This window comes from Rhodovulum sp. HP10 (genome assembly GCF_047553435.1).
Lineage (GTDB): Bacteria > Pseudomonadota > Alphaproteobacteria > Rhodobacterales > Rhodobacteraceae > Rhodovulum.
On the sequence record NZ_CP180201.1, the window covers coordinates 3085473 to 3100289 of the forward strand.

14 protein-coding genes are annotated in these 14817 nt (G+C 68.9%); 8 read left to right on the forward strand and 6 right to left on the reverse strand.

Translation table 11 applies throughout. The features are described from left to right. The first annotated feature begins 62 nt into the window (after positions 1-62). Entirely contained in the window at positions 63-644 is a 582-nt protein-coding gene (locus ACK8CO_RS14530) for a hypothetical protein (RefSeq protein WP_414897080.1), read from the forward strand. Positions 645-685: 41 nt separating this feature from the next. Here ACK8CO_RS14530 and ACK8CO_RS14535 read toward each other — a convergent pair whose 3' ends face one another. The 3 genes from ACK8CO_RS14535 to ACK8CO_RS14545 all read right to left on the reverse strand — a co-directional run bounded on the left by ACK8CO_RS14535 (position 686) and on the right by ACK8CO_RS14545 (position 3381). Next, entirely contained in the window at positions 686-1456 is a 771-nt protein-coding gene (locus ACK8CO_RS14535; protein ID WP_080617191.1) for an FCD domain-containing protein, read from the reverse strand. A 106-nt stretch (positions 1457-1562) separates the two neighbouring features. Then, on the reverse strand, positions 1563-2228 hold the full coding sequence (locus ACK8CO_RS14540; RefSeq protein WP_080617190.1) for an OmpA family protein: 666 nt from the start codon (positions 2226-2228) through the stop codon (positions 1563-1565). A 190-nt stretch (positions 2229-2418) separates the two neighbouring features. Continuing rightward, positions 2419-3381 carry a methylated-DNA--[protein]-cysteine S-methyltransferase gene (locus tag ACK8CO_RS14545; RefSeq protein ID WP_414897081.1) on the reverse strand — a complete coding sequence of 321 codons (963 nt, stop codon included), beginning with the start codon at positions 3379-3381 and terminating at the stop codon, positions 2419-2421. Between the two features lie 129 nt (positions 3382-3510). Between ACK8CO_RS14545 and nth the strand changes: the two genes are divergently transcribed. The 4 genes from nth (at position 3511) to ACK8CO_RS14565 (ending at position 8039) form a co-directional block, all read left to right on the forward strand. Then, positions 3511-4155, forward strand: coding sequence for an endonuclease III (nth, locus tag ACK8CO_RS14550; RefSeq protein WP_080617188.1), 645 nt, complete (start codon positions 3511-3513; stop codon positions 4153-4155). Beyond that, positions 4152-5147: an adenosine kinase gene (locus ACK8CO_RS14555; RefSeq protein ID WP_414897082.1), complete on the forward strand. Its 996-nt coding sequence runs from the start codon at positions 4152-4154 to the stop codon at positions 5145-5147. Before nth ends, ACK8CO_RS14555 begins: the two co-directional genes overlap by 4 nt. A 904-nt stretch (positions 5148-6051) precedes the next feature. Beyond that, entirely contained in the window at positions 6052-7614 is a 1563-nt protein-coding gene (locus tag ACK8CO_RS14560; RefSeq protein WP_414897083.1) for a DUF5928 domain-containing protein, read from the forward strand. Positions 7615-7670: 56 nt separating this feature from the next. After that, positions 7671-8039 (forward strand): histidine triad nucleotide-binding protein, encoded by a 369-nt coding sequence (locus ACK8CO_RS14565; RefSeq protein WP_042456489.1) that lies wholly within the window; start codon positions 7671-7673, stop codon positions 8037-8039. Between the two features lie 448 nt (positions 8040-8487). Here the strand turns inward: ACK8CO_RS14565 and ACK8CO_RS14570 are convergent, their stop codons facing one another. Together ACK8CO_RS14570 and ACK8CO_RS14575 are read right to left on the reverse strand one after the other, a co-directional pair. Beyond that, positions 8488-9036, reverse strand: a complete 549-nt coding sequence (locus ACK8CO_RS14570; RefSeq protein WP_414897084.1) for a pseudouridine synthase — start codon at positions 9034-9036, stop codon at positions 8488-8490. Beyond that, on the reverse strand, positions 9033-9977 hold the full coding sequence (locus ACK8CO_RS14575) for an ABC transporter ATP-binding protein (protein WP_080617182.1): 945 nt from the start codon (positions 9975-9977) through the stop codon (positions 9033-9035). The genes ACK8CO_RS14570 and ACK8CO_RS14575 overlap by 4 nt, the downstream gene beginning before the upstream one ends. 99 nt (positions 9978-10076) lie before the next feature. On the opposite strand from ACK8CO_RS14575, the gene ACK8CO_RS14580 reads away from it, so the two are divergent. The 3 genes from ACK8CO_RS14580 (at position 10077) to polA (ending at position 14022) form a co-directional block, all read left to right on the forward strand. Next, a complete protein-coding gene (locus tag ACK8CO_RS14580; RefSeq protein WP_080617181.1) occupies positions 10077-10289 on the forward strand; it encodes a zinc-finger domain-containing protein in 213 nt (70 codons plus the stop codon). Positions 10290-10308: 19 nt separating this feature from the next. Further along, positions 10309-11121 (forward strand): DsbA family protein, encoded by an 813-nt coding sequence (locus tag ACK8CO_RS14585; RefSeq protein WP_414897085.1) that lies wholly within the window; start codon positions 10309-10311, stop codon positions 11119-11121. A 90-nt stretch (positions 11122-11211) separates the two neighbouring features. Next, positions 11212-14022, forward strand: coding sequence for a DNA polymerase I (gene polA / locus ACK8CO_RS14590; protein WP_414897086.1), 2811 nt, complete (start codon positions 11212-11214; stop codon positions 14020-14022). A gap of 151 nt (positions 14023-14173) precedes the next feature. On the opposite strand, the gene ACK8CO_RS14595 is transcribed toward polA, so the two are convergent. Further along, entirely contained in the window at positions 14174-14749 is a 576-nt protein-coding gene (locus ACK8CO_RS14595; protein WP_414897087.1) for a DUF1285 domain-containing protein, read from the reverse strand. Positions 14750-14817: the final 68 nt, after the last annotated feature.

Sequence of the window (14817 nt, forward strand, 5' to 3'; positions counted from 1 at the left end):
AGCGGGGTAGGGCAGCGGCGCCCTGTCCGCGCGCCCGTTCCGACCCGCTGCCGCAAGCAAAGATGCCTGCTCCGCCCCGGAAATTCCCCTATCCCGATCGGCGTCCCGAGCCCGGCGACAGGTCCGCCCGCTGGACGGTCTCTGCGCGGCGGCAGATGCCGGGAGAGGGCAGAAACGCCTCGTCCGTCAGCCGGGCGCTGTTTCGACCGCGCACCTTCTCGGCGCTGCTGCTGGTGGGCGGGCTGGTTGCCTTGCTGGCGCTGACCGGGGTCGGGCCGGCCCGCCGTCTGCTGGAAAATCACAGTGCGGGCATACGTGCCGCGCAGCACGAGGCCGCCATCGAGGCGGTGATGGCCGAAGATCCGCTGCGGCAGCGCCGCCAGGATCTGACCGAGCGGGCGCGGCGCTATGCGGGCAATGCGGTCGAGGCGGGGTTCTTCCTTCGCACGCCCACTGCCGAGAAGCTGGCCTGCATCACCTTCCGGGGCGGCGACATGCATGCGCCCGAACCCTATCTGGTACGCATCGATCTCGACACCCTGGGCCGGATGCTGGCGGTGCGGGACGAGCTGGATTTCACCACCTACTGGGCGCTCTACAAGCGCTGCCGGACCCATGCCAACCTGGCCAACAGCGTGAACTGAGCGCGGTCGGCGCCTGTTCGGCCCGCGCTTCAGCCCCCGCTTCAGCCCTTGTTCAGCGCTTGCTCCAGCCGCTGGCGGGCGACGGCCTCGTTGCGCTCGACATCCTGATCGGCCCGGAGCGCCTCGACCACATAATCGAGATGGCGTTCGATCGCGGCGCGGGCGGCGGCGCCGTCGCGGGCCTGCAGGGCGGCATTGATGGCGCGGTGCTGGTCCAGCAGCATGCGTCGCGTGGTGCGCTGGCGGAACATGATCTGGCGATTGTAGAACACCCCTTCGCGCAGCAGCTCGAACATTGCCCGCATCACATGGGTCATCACCACGTTATGGCTGGCCTCGATGATCGAGAGGTGGAATTCGGCGTCGAGCCGCGCCTCTTCGGCCGGGCTGCGCCGGGCATGGGCGGCCTCCATCCGGGTGAAGAGCGTGTCGACGACGGCAAGGTCGGTATCCGAGCCGCTGCGCGCGGCGCGGTCGGCGGCCAGCCCCTCGAGATCGCGGCGGAAGGCGATATAGTCGAACAGCGCCTCGTCATGGGTGGCGAACAGCCGGACCAGCGCATCCGAGAAGGCCGCGCCCAGCATCTCGGCCACGAAGACGCCCGCGCCCGCGCGCCGGACCAGCAGTCCGCGCGCCTCGAGCGCCTCGATCGCCTCGCGCAGCGAGGGCCGCGACACGCCCAGCCGCTCGGACAGGTCGCGCTCGGCTGGCAGGCGTTCGCCGGGGCGCAGCACGCCGCGCAGGATCAGAAGCTCGATCTGGCGTATGACGGTGGCCGAGAGCTTCTCGGGCTGGACTTTCTGGAAGGGCATGGCGCGGCGCGGGTCTCCGTTGAACCGGGCGCAGGATATGGCGCGCCGAGCCGGGCGGCAATGGGCGCGCGAGCGGATCGCCACGCGCGCCCGGGGCCGTCTCCCGTTACGACATCGGGCGGATGACGATCTCGACCCGGCGGTTCTGGGCCCGGCCCTCGGGTGAGAGGTTCGAGGCGATGGGCTGTTCCTCGCCGCGGCCATAGGCGCGGATCCGGCTCGAATTGACGCCGGCGCCGGTCAGCACCGAGGCCACCGCGCTGGCGCGGCGGGTCGAGAGCTCTTGGTTGTAGCTGGCCGAGCCGGTATTGTCGGTATGCCCGATGACATCGACGGTGGTGCCGGGATAGTCGTTCAGGCTGTAGGCCAGGGTCTGCAGATCGGCCCGGAGCCCGGACTGGATCGAGGCGCTGTCGGTGGCGAACAGGATGTCCTGGGGCATGGTCACGACCAGCGCATTGCCGGTATTGACCACGCCGATCCGGTTGCTGTCGAAGCTTTGCCGCAGCTCGGCGGCCTGCTTGTCGAGATTGTTGCCGATGGCGGCCCCGGCGGCGGCGCCGACCGCAGCGCCGATCAGCGCGCTCTTGGCATCGTTGCCGCCCCGGTTCGAGGCGATCAGCCCGGTCACCGCACCGAGGCCCGCGCCGATTGCCGCGCCCTCCTTGGTGCGCTGCCGCGCGTCGCCGGTCTGGACGGAGGGATCTGTACAGGCGCCGAGCGCCAGCACGGCCGCGATGGTCAGAAGAAGGGGGTTGCTCGGTCGGATCATGACTGCCTCTTTGCTTGCGCCACGTTCGGGGGGGTGCCCGTTGAGCCCCGTTCGGGGGGCTTTGCGACGAATATAGTCGCATGGCGGCCGTCTTCGAGGGGGATCGTGAGCTGTCGGCAGCCTGCGGGCGGTAAAAGGCCGATCTGGCCGTGGCGCGGGAACGCCTGGGGCGGTGCTGGCCGCGAGTCGCTCAACCGGTCCGGGTGTCGGGCCCCAATTCGGCCTCGGTCCGGGCCGCCTCCCAGGCCAGAATCGCGCGCTTGACCGGGAGACCCCAGTGATAGCCGCCCAGCGCGCCGGTCTTGCGCAGCGCCCGGTGGCAGGGGATCAGATAGCCGATCGGGTTGCGCCCGACCGCGGTGCCGACGGCGCGCACCGCGCGCGGATGGCCGATGGCGCGGGCGATTTCCGAATAGGTCGTGACCTGGCCCGGCGGCACGCTCAGCAGCGCTTCCCAGACCTTGATCTGGAACGGGGCCCCGATCAGGTGAAGCCGCGCCTCGCCGCCCTGCCGCCTGAAGGCGGTTTCGCCATCCCGCCGCCCGGAGACGGCGTTGCCGTCTTTCCGTCCGGAGGAGGTCTTGTCATCTTGTCGCCCGAAGGCGGCTTCGGCCCAAGGGGCAAGCGCTGCCGGATCCTCGACGAAACTGGCCTGCGGCCAGCGCGAGGTCAGGTCGGCCAAGGCGGCGTCCGATCCGGTCTCGGCGGCGAAGCCGATGCCGCAGATCCCGCGCGCCGTGGCCATCACCAGGGCCGGGCCGAACGGGCTGTCGACCCAGCCCCAGCGGATCTCCAGCCCGGCGCCGCCCCTGGCATAGTCGCCCGGGCTCATCGCCTCCCAGCGCAGGAACATGTCATGCAGCCGTCCCGCGCCCGAAAGCCCCAGCGCATCGGCGGTCTCGAGCGTGGTGAAGCGCTCGCGCATCAGCGCCCTCGCATGGCCGAGCGTCAGATATTGCTGATAGCGCTTGGGCGAGACCCCGGCCCAGCGCGAGAAGACGCGCTGGAAATGCGCCGGGCTCATGTTCATCTCGGCCGCGAGGGTTTCCAGCGGCAGGCTCTCGCCGCCCGCGGCGTCGATCCGGTCGATGGCCCGGCGGATCACCGAGAAATGATAGGCCTGGTTCTGGTCCCGGTCGGTGTCCTTTGGCATCGCGCATCCTTTCCCGTCGCTCGGCCCAGAATAGGCGCGGCCGGGGACCGGCGCGACCCGGAACCTGCGCCAAAAGGCGGCCCCGCTCCGGCCTTGCCTCTGCCCCGTCGCGCGGGCATAGGAAGGCCGATGGCCCAGGCATTGCCCTATCATACGATCCACGAGATCTTTTCGCGCTTCCAAGCGGCCGAACCCGAGCCGAAGGGCGAGCTCGAACATGTCAACGCCTATACCCTGCTGGTCGCGGTGGCGCTGTCGGCGCAGGCGACCGATGCCGGCGTGAACCGGGCGACGCGGGCGCTGTTCGCCGAAGCCGACACGCCCGGGAAGATGCTGGCCTTGGGCGAGGAAGGGCTGATCGGGCACATCCGGACGATCGGGCTTTTTCGCAACAAGGCGAAGAACGTCATCAAACTGAGCCGGATCCTCGTCGAGGAGTATGGCGGCGAGGTGCCGTCCTCGCGCGCGGCGCTGCAGGCGCTGCCGGGGGTCGGGCGCAAGACCGCGAATGTGGTTCTGAACATGTGGTGGGGGCTGCCCGCCCAGGCGGTCGACACCCATATCTTCAGGGTCGGCAACCGCACCCTGATCGCGCCCGGCAAGACCGTCGAGGCGGTCGAGCGCGCCGTCGAGGACAATGTGCCTGCCGAGTTCCAGCGCCATGCGCATCACTGGCTGATCCTGCATGGCCGTTACCTGTGCAAGGCACGCAAGCCGATGTGCGGGACCTGCCCGATCCGGGATCTCTGCCCATACGAGGACAAGACCTTATGACCAAGACCTATCACGTCGTCGGCATCGGCAATGCGCTGGTCGACGTTCTGGCCCATGCCGAAGACGATTTCCTGGCCGCGCAGGGCGTCGAGAAGGGCATCATGCAGCTCATCGACACCGACCGCGCGGTCGAGCTTTACGGCCGGATCGGTCCGGCGCAGGAGATCTCGGGCGGCTCTGCCGCGAACACGATCGCGGGGATCGCGCATCTGGGCGGGCGCACCGCCTATGTCGGCAAGGTCAAGGACGACCAGCTGGGCGCGATCTTCGCCCATGACCTGCGTGCCCAGGGCGCCGATTTCGCCACACCGATGGCGCCAAGATCGGAGGCGGGCGAGACCGGGCGCTGCATCATTCTGGTCACGCCCGATGGCGAGCGGTCGATGAACACCTATCTGGGCCTGTCCGAGCGGCTGTCCGCGGCCGATATCGACGCGGCGCAGATCGCCGATGCCGAATGGATCTATCTCGAGGGCTACCGCTTCGACGGCGCCGAGAGCCATGCTGCCTTCGCCAGGGCCATCTCGGCCGCCAAGGCCGCGGGCGGCAGGGTGGCGCTGACCCTGTCGGATCCGTTCTGCGTGGAGCGCCATCGCGATGCCTTCCGCCGGATGATCCGCGAGGATGTGGATCTTCTGTTCGCGAACCGGGCCGAGATCCTGTCGATGTACCAGACCGAGGTCTTTGACGAGGCGCTGGCCCGGGCCGCGGCCGAGATCGGGATGGTGGCCTGCACCGACAGCGCCGATGGCGCGCATATCCTCTCGGGCGAGGGGCGCTGGCATGTGCCTGCCGTGGCCACCCGGGTGGTCGATGCGACCGGGGCGGGCGATCTTTTTGCCGGGGCGTTTCTCTGGGGGCTGACCCAGGGCCACGATCTGGAAAGCTGCGGCCGGATGGGCTGCGTGGCGGCAAGCGAGGTCATCAGCCATATCGGTGCGCGTGCCGAGACCGATCTGAGCGCGCTTTTCCGCAGCCACGGGTTGATCTGAGGGGCGGATCCGAGGGGCGGGGCTCTCCCGCCCCCGGCCCGCACGGGGCGCGCTGCGCGCGCTCCGCTTGTCCGGCCTTGGGCCGGGCCGCGCGCAGGCGCGCGGCGACGCCTCCGGCGGGGGGATTTCGACCAAGAAGAGTGGGCGCGGAGTGGGCGGCGTCGGGCAGGGGATCATGCCGGTGGCAATCCGGTCCGGGGCGTCGCAACAGGGCGTGCTTGGCGGGCAGGCGCTTTCGGTCTGGTGGCGGAGGGACCGAAATGCGCTGGTGCATGCGGGCGCGTGCCCCGCGCTACGTAGAGCCTGGCGATCCGGAGCGAGGCCGCCCGACGGTGCCGGTCCAGCCGGGGCGGGAGGACGGGGTGGCCTCGGGCGACGAGTGCGGATCGTCTTTGGGGCGAGGTGCCTGGCGCGACGGAGCAGGCCATCCTGTCGGCCGGGTTGTGCTCCATTACCTCCCTGCTGCCTTTTGCCGGTACCGGGACCACCAAGGCGTCTGGCCTGTCGAGCGGCCTGGAGACGAGCGCCGATCTGGGGCCGGCCGGAATGCGGGATGATTCGGCCAAGTGGCGCAGGGCCGTGCCGGTGTGAGACTTCGCCAATCCGGAAGGGCCTGCGCGCCTTTGTCAGACCGCTGAAAGATGTCTCGCGGCGCTCGTTGCCGCCAGATGCTTCGGCCCCCCTGTCGCGATGAACTTCCTGCAAGGCAACGAGAGAAGCTGGGAACGGGGTTCTGGCATCGTCTTCGTCTCATGACTTTATCAGCGGCCTGTCGTTTCGGCCCCGCAAGGCGTCAGGCGAGGCCCCGTGTTCGGTGACTTATCTTTCGAGAGAGGGTAGTGTCTGGAAAACGCGCTGAAGGCGAAAGCTGCGGTTGCGGGACCGCATGGTTGGGGGAACCGGGATGGCGACGATCGCCTATCTGTTGCTCTGTCGCGGGCGCTCTGCCAGCGCTCTCGCCCTTGCCGGGCGGCTGAGCGCGGCGGGCGATCTGGTGGCCCTGCATGTGGACCGGTGCGCGCGGTCAGCCGAGACCGCCGCGATCCGGAAGGCTTTCGCGGGCAATCCCTCGGTCGTCCTCGCGCGCTCTGTCCGCTGCGATCCGGGGGGCTGGTCCGCGATGCAGGCCGTCCTGAATGCCGCCCGGGCCGCGCTGGCCGCCTTTCCGCAGGCCACGCATCTTTACCTGCTCTCGGAGGATTGCCTGCCGATCAAGCCCGCCGCGCGGCTGCGCGCAGCACTTGAGGCCGAGGATTGCGATCATATCGAAAGCCTCGATGTCCAGGAAGCGGATGCGGGCGGGGGGGCGAAGCCGCCGGGGCCGATCCGCCGGCAGGAGGACGCCGCGCCCCGGCGCAGGGCAGGCCTTCGGGCGCTGGTCCGGAGGCCGGAGGCCGGGCGCGCGCCGCCCCGCGATCTGCGGATCATGACCGGAAGCCGGTGGTGGTGTCTGCGCAGGGCCACCGTCGAGGCGGTTCTGGCCCTCCTCGCCGCGCGGTCGGATCTGCGGCGCTTTTTCCGGGCCGGCGAATCGCCCGAAGCGACCTTGTTTCAGACCCTCGTCCGCCATCTGGTGCCCGGCGACGAGATCCGGTCGCGGGCGCCCACCTTTCAGATCGTTGCCGAGGATGGGCGGCCGGTGAGCTTCTACAACGATCACTTCGAGCTGCTGACGGTGCAGGAGGGGTTCTTTGCCCACAGGATCTCGGCCGGGGCGGCACAGCTTCGGGCGCGGTTGCTGGCGCTGCATGCGGCGCCGGGGCCGGGGCCCTCGGTCTCGGGCGGCGGTGCCGGGATATACCGCTTCCTGAGCGGACGCGGCCGGATCGGGCAGCGCTTCGGCGGCCGGGCCTGGGAGCGCGGGGTGTCCCTCGGGCCAGACCATGATCTGATGCTGGTTATCTGCGGGAAGCGGGCCGTCGCGCGACGTCTGGCCGGGCGGGTGCGCCGGATCCTCGGCATGCCCACGGTTGAATTCCCCTTCGACGACGCGGGTGCCGAGCTGCCCGATCTGGGGGGAATAGAGCGTGGCCTGGCCAAGCGCGGCCGTCATCGGGGCGCCTTTCTGCGGCTGGTCTTCGAGAGTTACGGCACCGACCGGCTGCTGCTTTTCCTCGACCCCTCCGATCTGGATGTGATGATCGATCTGCAGGGCGATGGCGCGCGCCTGCGGATGCTGGAAATCGCCTGTCCCTTCAGCCAGGCCGATCTTCTGGGCCATGCCCGCGAGATGGGGCTTTTGTCGCAGGGCAGCCCGCCGGGGCTGGCGGCGCTGGTGCTGCCGGTGCTTGGACAGCAGATCAAGGGGGATAGCGCGCGGCTGCGGGCTGCGGGTTTTCCTGCCCTTTACAGGCTGGAGCCGGGGCTGGCGCTGAGCGAGGCGGCGCTGGTGCTGGCGAAATTCCTCGAGATCCCCTATGACACGGCCCGCGGGATCGCCGATACGGCGACCTTCTTCGACGATTGAGGCCGGAACGGTCCCGGGAACCGGGGCCGGAGCGCGGCTGGTGAGTGAGGACCGACATGACTTACGCCTATGACGACCAGAATGTCTTTGCCCGGATCCTGCGCGGCGAAATTCCCAATGCCACGGTGCTGGAAACCGAGCACAGCCTTGCCTTCAACGACATCGCGCCGCAGGCGCCGGTCCATGTGCTGGTGATCCCGAAGGGGCCCTATGTCTGCTACGACCATTTCGCGGCCGAGGCCTCGGATGCCGAGATCGTCGATTTCACCCGCACCATCGCGAAGGTCTGCGAGATGAAGGAGCTGGCGGCCGATGGCTTCCGGATGATCTCGAATGCGGGTGCGCATGGCGTGCAGGAAGTGCCGCATCTGCATGTGCACATCCTCGGCGGGCGCGTGTTGGGCCGGATGCTGGAGAAGGCCTGAGGCAAGGCCCGGCCGTCTCGGACGATCCGGGGCGCCAGCTTTGACGGGGCGTCGGTCTCGGCATGCCGGAAGGCGTGGGCCTCGGCGGGCCAGACGGGACGGCCGATCCCCGAACGCAGGGGCATCGGTCGTGTGGCGCCCAGAGCCCGTGGCTTCGATGACCTCGATGGCTGGCGGTGTCGGGCGTCAGCATGTGATGCAGGCGCGGGGCTTTGGCCCGCCACGACGAGCGTGCGCGGAGCCGGGGGCGGGGCACTGGCGAAAGCGCGCCGCTCTTGCGCCGTAAGCCGCTGCCGGAACATCTGGAAGGGCCGTGCAGGCCATGGTCTCGGACGTGAGGGCGATCCGGTCCCGGGCTCTTCGGGAAAGGCAGGGACCCCGTGCAAGTCGGGAAAGGCGTGGCATGGCGGCAGGTCCCGGGCCTCGGCTGGCCCCGGTCGCCGGCGGCTCAGGCGGCGCGCCAGGTCCCGGGCGCGATCCCGTCCAGCGTCCAGTCGCCGACCCGGCAGCGGATCAGCCGCAGGGTGGGGTGGCCCACGGTGGCCGTCATGCGGCGGACCTGGCGGTTGCGGCCTTCGGAAATCGTCAGCTCGATCCAGCAATCGGGCACCGATTTGCGGTATCTGACCGGCGGCTCGCGCGGCCAGAGTCCCGGGGGCGCGTCGATCCGGCGGACGCGCGCGGGCCGCGTCGGGCCATCCTTGAGGGTGACGCCGCGGGCCAGCGCCTCGAGCGCGGTCTCCGGGGGAATGCCCTCGACCTGCGCCCAGTAGGTCTTTTCGGTCTTTGCCTTCGGGCTCGCGATGCGGGCCTGCAACCGCCCGTCATCGGTCAGGACCAGCAAGCCCTCGCTGTCGCGGTCGAGCCGCCCGGCCGGATAGACCCCGGGCAGGTCGATGAATTCGGCTAGCGTCCGGCGGTCGGGACGCGGCGCGCCCTCGTCGGTGAATTGCGACAGCACCCCCCAGGGCTTGTTGAACAGGATGACCCGGCTCACGCGGCGGTCTTGCTGGAGGTGAGCGCGACGAAGACGTCCTCGAGATTGGGTTCCTCGGTCGCGATGTCGCGGATCGAGATGCCCGCGCTCCGGACCGCCTCGATCACCGCGCCGGTGCCGATCTCGCTGCGGCGATAGGTGAAGCAGAGCGCGCCGTCGGGACGGCGGCAGCTTTCGACCGGGCCGGGCATCTCGGGCAGGGTCGCGACCTCGCCCTCGGGCTGGATCACCAGCGTCTTGGCATCCATCCGCCCAATCAGGGCCGAGGTCGAATCGCGCGCGATCAGTTCGCCATGGTTGATGATGGCGATCTCGCCGCACATCTCCTGCGCCTCTTCCAGATAATGCGTGGTCAGGATGATGGTGGTGCCCATTTCCTCGTTCAGCCGCCGAATATTGGCCCAGAGCATCTGGCGCAGCTCGATATCGACGCCCGCGGTGGGTTCGTCCAGAACCAGCACCTGCGGCCGGTGGACCAGCGCCTTGCCCAGCAGAAGCCGCCGCCGCATGCCGCCCGAGAGGTTCCGGGCATAGGCATCGGCCTTGTCCTCGAGCCCGATGGCCTTCAGCACCCGGTCGGTGATGCGCTGCGATTTCGGCACGCCATAGAGCCCAGCCTGCACCTCGAGCGCGGCGCGGGGCGTGAAGAACGGGTCGATGTTCAGCTCCTGCGGCATCACCCCGATCGAGGCGCGCGACTGGCGCGGGTTCACGTCCTGATCGAAGCCCCAGATGCTGACCCTGCCGCCGGTCTTCAACACCAGCCCCGCGAGGATGTTGATCAGCGTCGACTTGCCCGCGCCGTTCGGCCCCAGCAGCCCGAAGATCGAGCCCGCGGGGATGTCGAGGTCGATGCCCTTCAGCGCTTCCTTGGGCGGCTGGCTGCCGCTGGCGGCATAGGTCTTGGTCAGACCCTCGATCTCGATCGCATTCCCTGTCATTTCCTTGCCTCTGCCGCTTGCCCGTGCCGGTTCAATCGCTATCATGCCGTCCGACATAAGGCGACCCGGTCGCCCCGGCAACGAGCGGAGCGCAAACGCATGGCCCCTGACGCCCCCGGACAGGAAAAAGACACCACCCCTCCCGAAACCACGATCACTGCCGAGTGGCGGGTCTGCTGCGATGGCAGCGGACCGGGGCTCGGCCATCCGCGGGTCTGGCTCTCGATCCCGCGTGATCGGGGCTTCGTCGAATGCGGCTATTGTGACCGCAAGTTCGTGCATGAGAGCTTTGCCGACAAGCTGAAGACCTGACCGGCCGGTCGCGGCGCAGATGACCGTCACCCGCCGCGGGCTGGGCTGGCTGATCGGCGCAGCGGGCGTGACAGCGGCGGTTTCGGCCGGGCCCGGGCTCTGGCGCCGGGCCGTCCCGCCCGAGATCCGGACTGAACCGGTACCGGGCCTGCCAGGCTTTCGTCGCGTGCCAAGGCCCGGCCCCGCACTGTCGCCGCTGGTCGGGCTGGCGACCGGGGCCCCGCCGCCGTTGCCCGATGACCTCTGCGCCGCGCTTTTCGGTCCCGCTTCCGAGGGTCCGGGGCCAGACCTTTCCGGGCCCGACTTTCCGGGGCCCGATCTTCCCGGAACAGTGCCGGTCGCCTGTTTCACCGATATCCGCTGTCCCTGGTGCCGCCAGCTGACGCCGCTGCTGATCGCGCGCGCGGTGCGCAGACCGGCCGCGATCCGCATCGCCTGGCAGCCGCTGCCCTTGTTGGGCGAGGGGTCGGTGCTGGCCGCGCGGGCGACACTGGCGGCCGAGGCGCAGGGCGCCGCGCTCGACTGGCAGGCGCGGATGATGCGCGGTGTGCTGGTGCCGACCCTGCGCGGGATGCGCGAGATCGCGGCCGGGATGGGGCTCGACATGGCTGCCTTCGAGCGGGACATGGACCTTCCGCGCACCGAGGCACGGCTGGCAGCGGCACGGGCGTTGGCCGCGGCTTTCGGCTTTGTCGGCACGCCGGGTCTTGTCGTCGGTCGCGTGGCGATCCTTGGAGGGGTCGACGGGCCGATGCTGGACCGGCTGATCGCCGAGGCCCAAACCGCGCCCGCCCCTGCGTCCGCGCCCTTATCCGGCCCCGCCTGCGGCTGAGGGCGGGGCGTCCGGCACTGGCGAAGCCCTGCGCTTCATGGCAAGACCGCAGACAGGTCCGGCAGGCGGGCCAGCGACGGGGAGAACGACATGACTGAAGGTTTCGGCAAGGGCTGCCATCTGCATCTGATCGACGGCTCGGCCTTCATCTTCCGCGCCTTTCACGCGCTGCCGCCCCTGACGCGGAAATCCGACGGGCTGCCGATCGGGGCCGTCGCGGGCTTCTGCAACATGATCCACAAATATGTGCAGGACAATCGCGGCCCCGATGCGCCGACCCATGTCGCGGTGATCTTCGACAAGGGCAGCCACACCTTCCGCAACGATCTCTACGATCTCTACAAGGCCAACCGGGACGAGATGCCGGCCGATCTGCGCCCGCAGATCCCGCTGACCCGCGAGGCCACGCGCGCCTTCAACATCGCCTGCATCGAGAAGGAGAATTACGAGGCCGACGATATCATCGCGACCTTTGCGCGGCAGGCGGTCGAAAAGGGCGGGCGGGTGACCATCGTCAGTTCCGACAAGGACCTGATGCAGCTGGTCGGCAACGGGGTCGAGATGCTCGATGCGATGAAGAACAGGCGGATCGGCGTCGAGGAGGTCGAGGCCAAGTTCGGCGTCGGGCCCGACCGTGTCGTCGACGTGCAGGCGCTGGCGGGCGATTCCGTCGACAACATTCCCGGCGCGCCGGGGATCGGGATCAAGACCGCCGCCCAGCTGATCCAGGACTATGGCGATCTGGAAACGCTGCTGGACCGGGCCGAGGAGATCAAGCAGCCCAAGCGCCGCCAGACCCTGATCGAGAACCGCGCCCAGATCGAGCTGTCGAAGAAGCTGGTGACGCTCGATGCCGCGACGCCGCTCGACGAGACCCTGGATGATCTCGAGGTGAAGGCGCCCGATGCCGGGGCCCTGCTCGGGTTCCTGTCGCAGATGGAGTTCCGCACCCTGCTGAAGCGGGTCGCGGATGCGCTGGGCGCCGAGCCGCCCGCGCTACCCGAGACAAGCCCCACCTCCGCCGATCCCGCCGCGTCCGAGGCGCCGGCCGCGCTGCCTTTCGAGCCCGGGGCTTATGACTGCGTGCGCGACGCCGCCGCGCTTGAGGTCTGGATTGCGCGCGCCCATGCCCGGGGCTGGGTCGCGGTCGATACCGAGACCACCGGGCTTGATGAGATGCGGGTGGATCTCGTGGGCATCTCGCTGGCGGTCGAGCCGGGGCAGGCCTGCTATATCCCGCTGGGCCATCGCGAGGGGGAGGGCGATCTCTTCGGCTCGGCGGCGCTGGCCGGGGGGCAGATGCCGATGGACGAGGCGCTGGCCCTGCTCAAACCGCTCCTGGAAGATCCGGCGGTGATGAAGATCGGGCAGAACATGAAATACGATGCCAAGATCCTTGCCCGTCACGGCATCGCGGTGGCGCCGATCGACGACACGATGCTGATGTCCTATGCGATGCATGCGGGGCTGCATGGCCATTCTATGGATGCGCTGTCGGAACGCTATCTCGGGCACGAGCCGATCCCGATCAAGTCGCTGCTGGGCTCGGGCAAGTCGCAGATCACCTTCGACAAGGTGCCGGTCGCCGAGGCGGTGAAATACGCGGCCGAGGATGCCGATGTCACGCTGAGGCTCGCCCGGCTCTTCAAGCCGCAGCTGCACCGGGCCAGGGTCGCGACGGTCTACGAGACGCTCGAACGTCCGCTGGTGCCGGTGCTGGCCCAGATGGAGATGCATGGCATCAAGGTCGACCGCGAAACGCTGTCGAGGATGTCGAATGCCTTCGCCCAGAAGATGGCCGCGCTCGAGGCCGAGATCCACGAGCTGGCGGGCGAGAGCTTCAATGTGGGCAGCCCCAAGCAGCTGGGCGAGATCCTGTTCGACAAGATGAGCCTCTCGGGCGGCAAGAAGGGCAAGACCGGCGCCTATGGCACCGGCGCCGACGTGCTGGAGGATCTCGCGGCCGAGGGCCACGACCTGCCCGCACGGGTACTGGACTGGCGCCAGCTCTCGAAGCTGAAATCGACCTATACCGACGCGCTGCAGGACCATATCAACCCCGAGACGGGGCGCGTGCATACCTCTTACGTGATCACCGGGGCGGTGACGGGGCGCCTTGCCTCGACCGATCCGAACCTGCAGAACATTCCCGTGCGCTCCGAAGAGGGGCGCCGCATCCGCGAGGCTTTCGTGGCCGAGGAGGGCAAGGTTCTGCTGAGCCTCGACTATTCGCAGATCGAGCTTCGCATCCTGGCCCATGTGGCCGGGATCGAGGCCCTGAAACAGGCCTTCCGCGACGGTCAGGACATCCATGCCATGACCGCCTCCGAGATGTTCGATGTGCCGATGGCCGAGATGACGCCCGAGATCCGCCGCCGCGCCAAGGCAATCAATTTCGGGGTGATCTACGGGATTTCGGGCTTTGGCCTCGCGCGGAACCTGCGCATTCCGCGCAGCGAGGCGCAGGGCTTCATCGACCGCTATTTCGAGCGCTTCCCGGGCATCCGCGACTACATGGATGCGACCGTGGCCTTCGCGAAGGATCACGGCTACGTGCAGACCCTGTTCGGGCGGCGCATCCATACGCCTGAGATCGGTGCCAAGGGCCCGCAGGCGGGCTTTGCCAAGCGCGCCGCGATCAACGCGCCGATCCAGGGCACCGCGGCCGACATCATCCGCCGCGCGATGATCAGGATGCCCGAGGCGATTTCAGGGATGCCGGCGAAGATGCTGCTGCAGGTCCATGACGAACTGATCTTCGAGGTCGAGGCGGGCGCGGCGGACGAGGTGGCCGCGCGCGTGCGCGAGGTGATGGAGGGGGCAGCGCTTCCCGTGGTCGCGCTCGACGTGCCGCTGGTCGTCGATGCCGGACAGGGGCCGAACTGGGCCGCGGCGCATTGAACGCAATTCTTCTGCGAAGAATTGGAGCCCGGCCGGACCGGAGCGCGAGCAGGGCACCGCGCTGGGCGATATGAACCGGGAAGACGCGGTCTGGTCTTCTTCTTGGCCTAAATACCCATGGCGCGACGCCGGCCAGGGGGCCGCGGCCGGGTCAGCTCAGCTCGGCGGCAGGGATCGCGGGAAAGAATGCGCCCTGCGAGCGGAAGCCGAACCAGTCCTGCCCCTCATGGCGCCGGGTCTCGCCGATCTCGGCCAGACGGTAGAAGCTTTTCCGGTCGATCAGCGCCTCGAGACCGGCACGGACATGGAGATATGGCGTGGGCTCGCCGGTCTCGGGGTCGCGGCTGACGCGGATCTCGTGGTTCGGTCCGGCTGCGACGCGGTCGCCGACATTGGTGGTGAAAGTCAGGACGGGCTCGTCCGCGTCTTCGCCGCGCTCGAAATCGACGGCGACGAAGGGCGCGTCATCGACTGTGATGCCGACCTTCTCGACAGGGGTCACCAGATAGAACTTCCCGCCCTCGCGCTTGAGGATGGTCGAGAACAGCCGCACCAGCGGGGCCCGGCCGATCGGCGTGCCGAGATAGAACCAGGTGCCGTCGCGGGCGATCCGCATGTCGATATCGCCGCAGAAGGGCGGGTCCCACAGATGGACCGGCGGCAGCCCCTTGCCCGAGGCGGCGCGGGCGGCTTCGGCGAGGCTTTCGGTAACGGGTTTCACGATCATTTGTCCGGACCGGTTTTTTGCCATTTGTGGTAGGGGGGATATCTGCCGATAATACTCCATATAGGCGA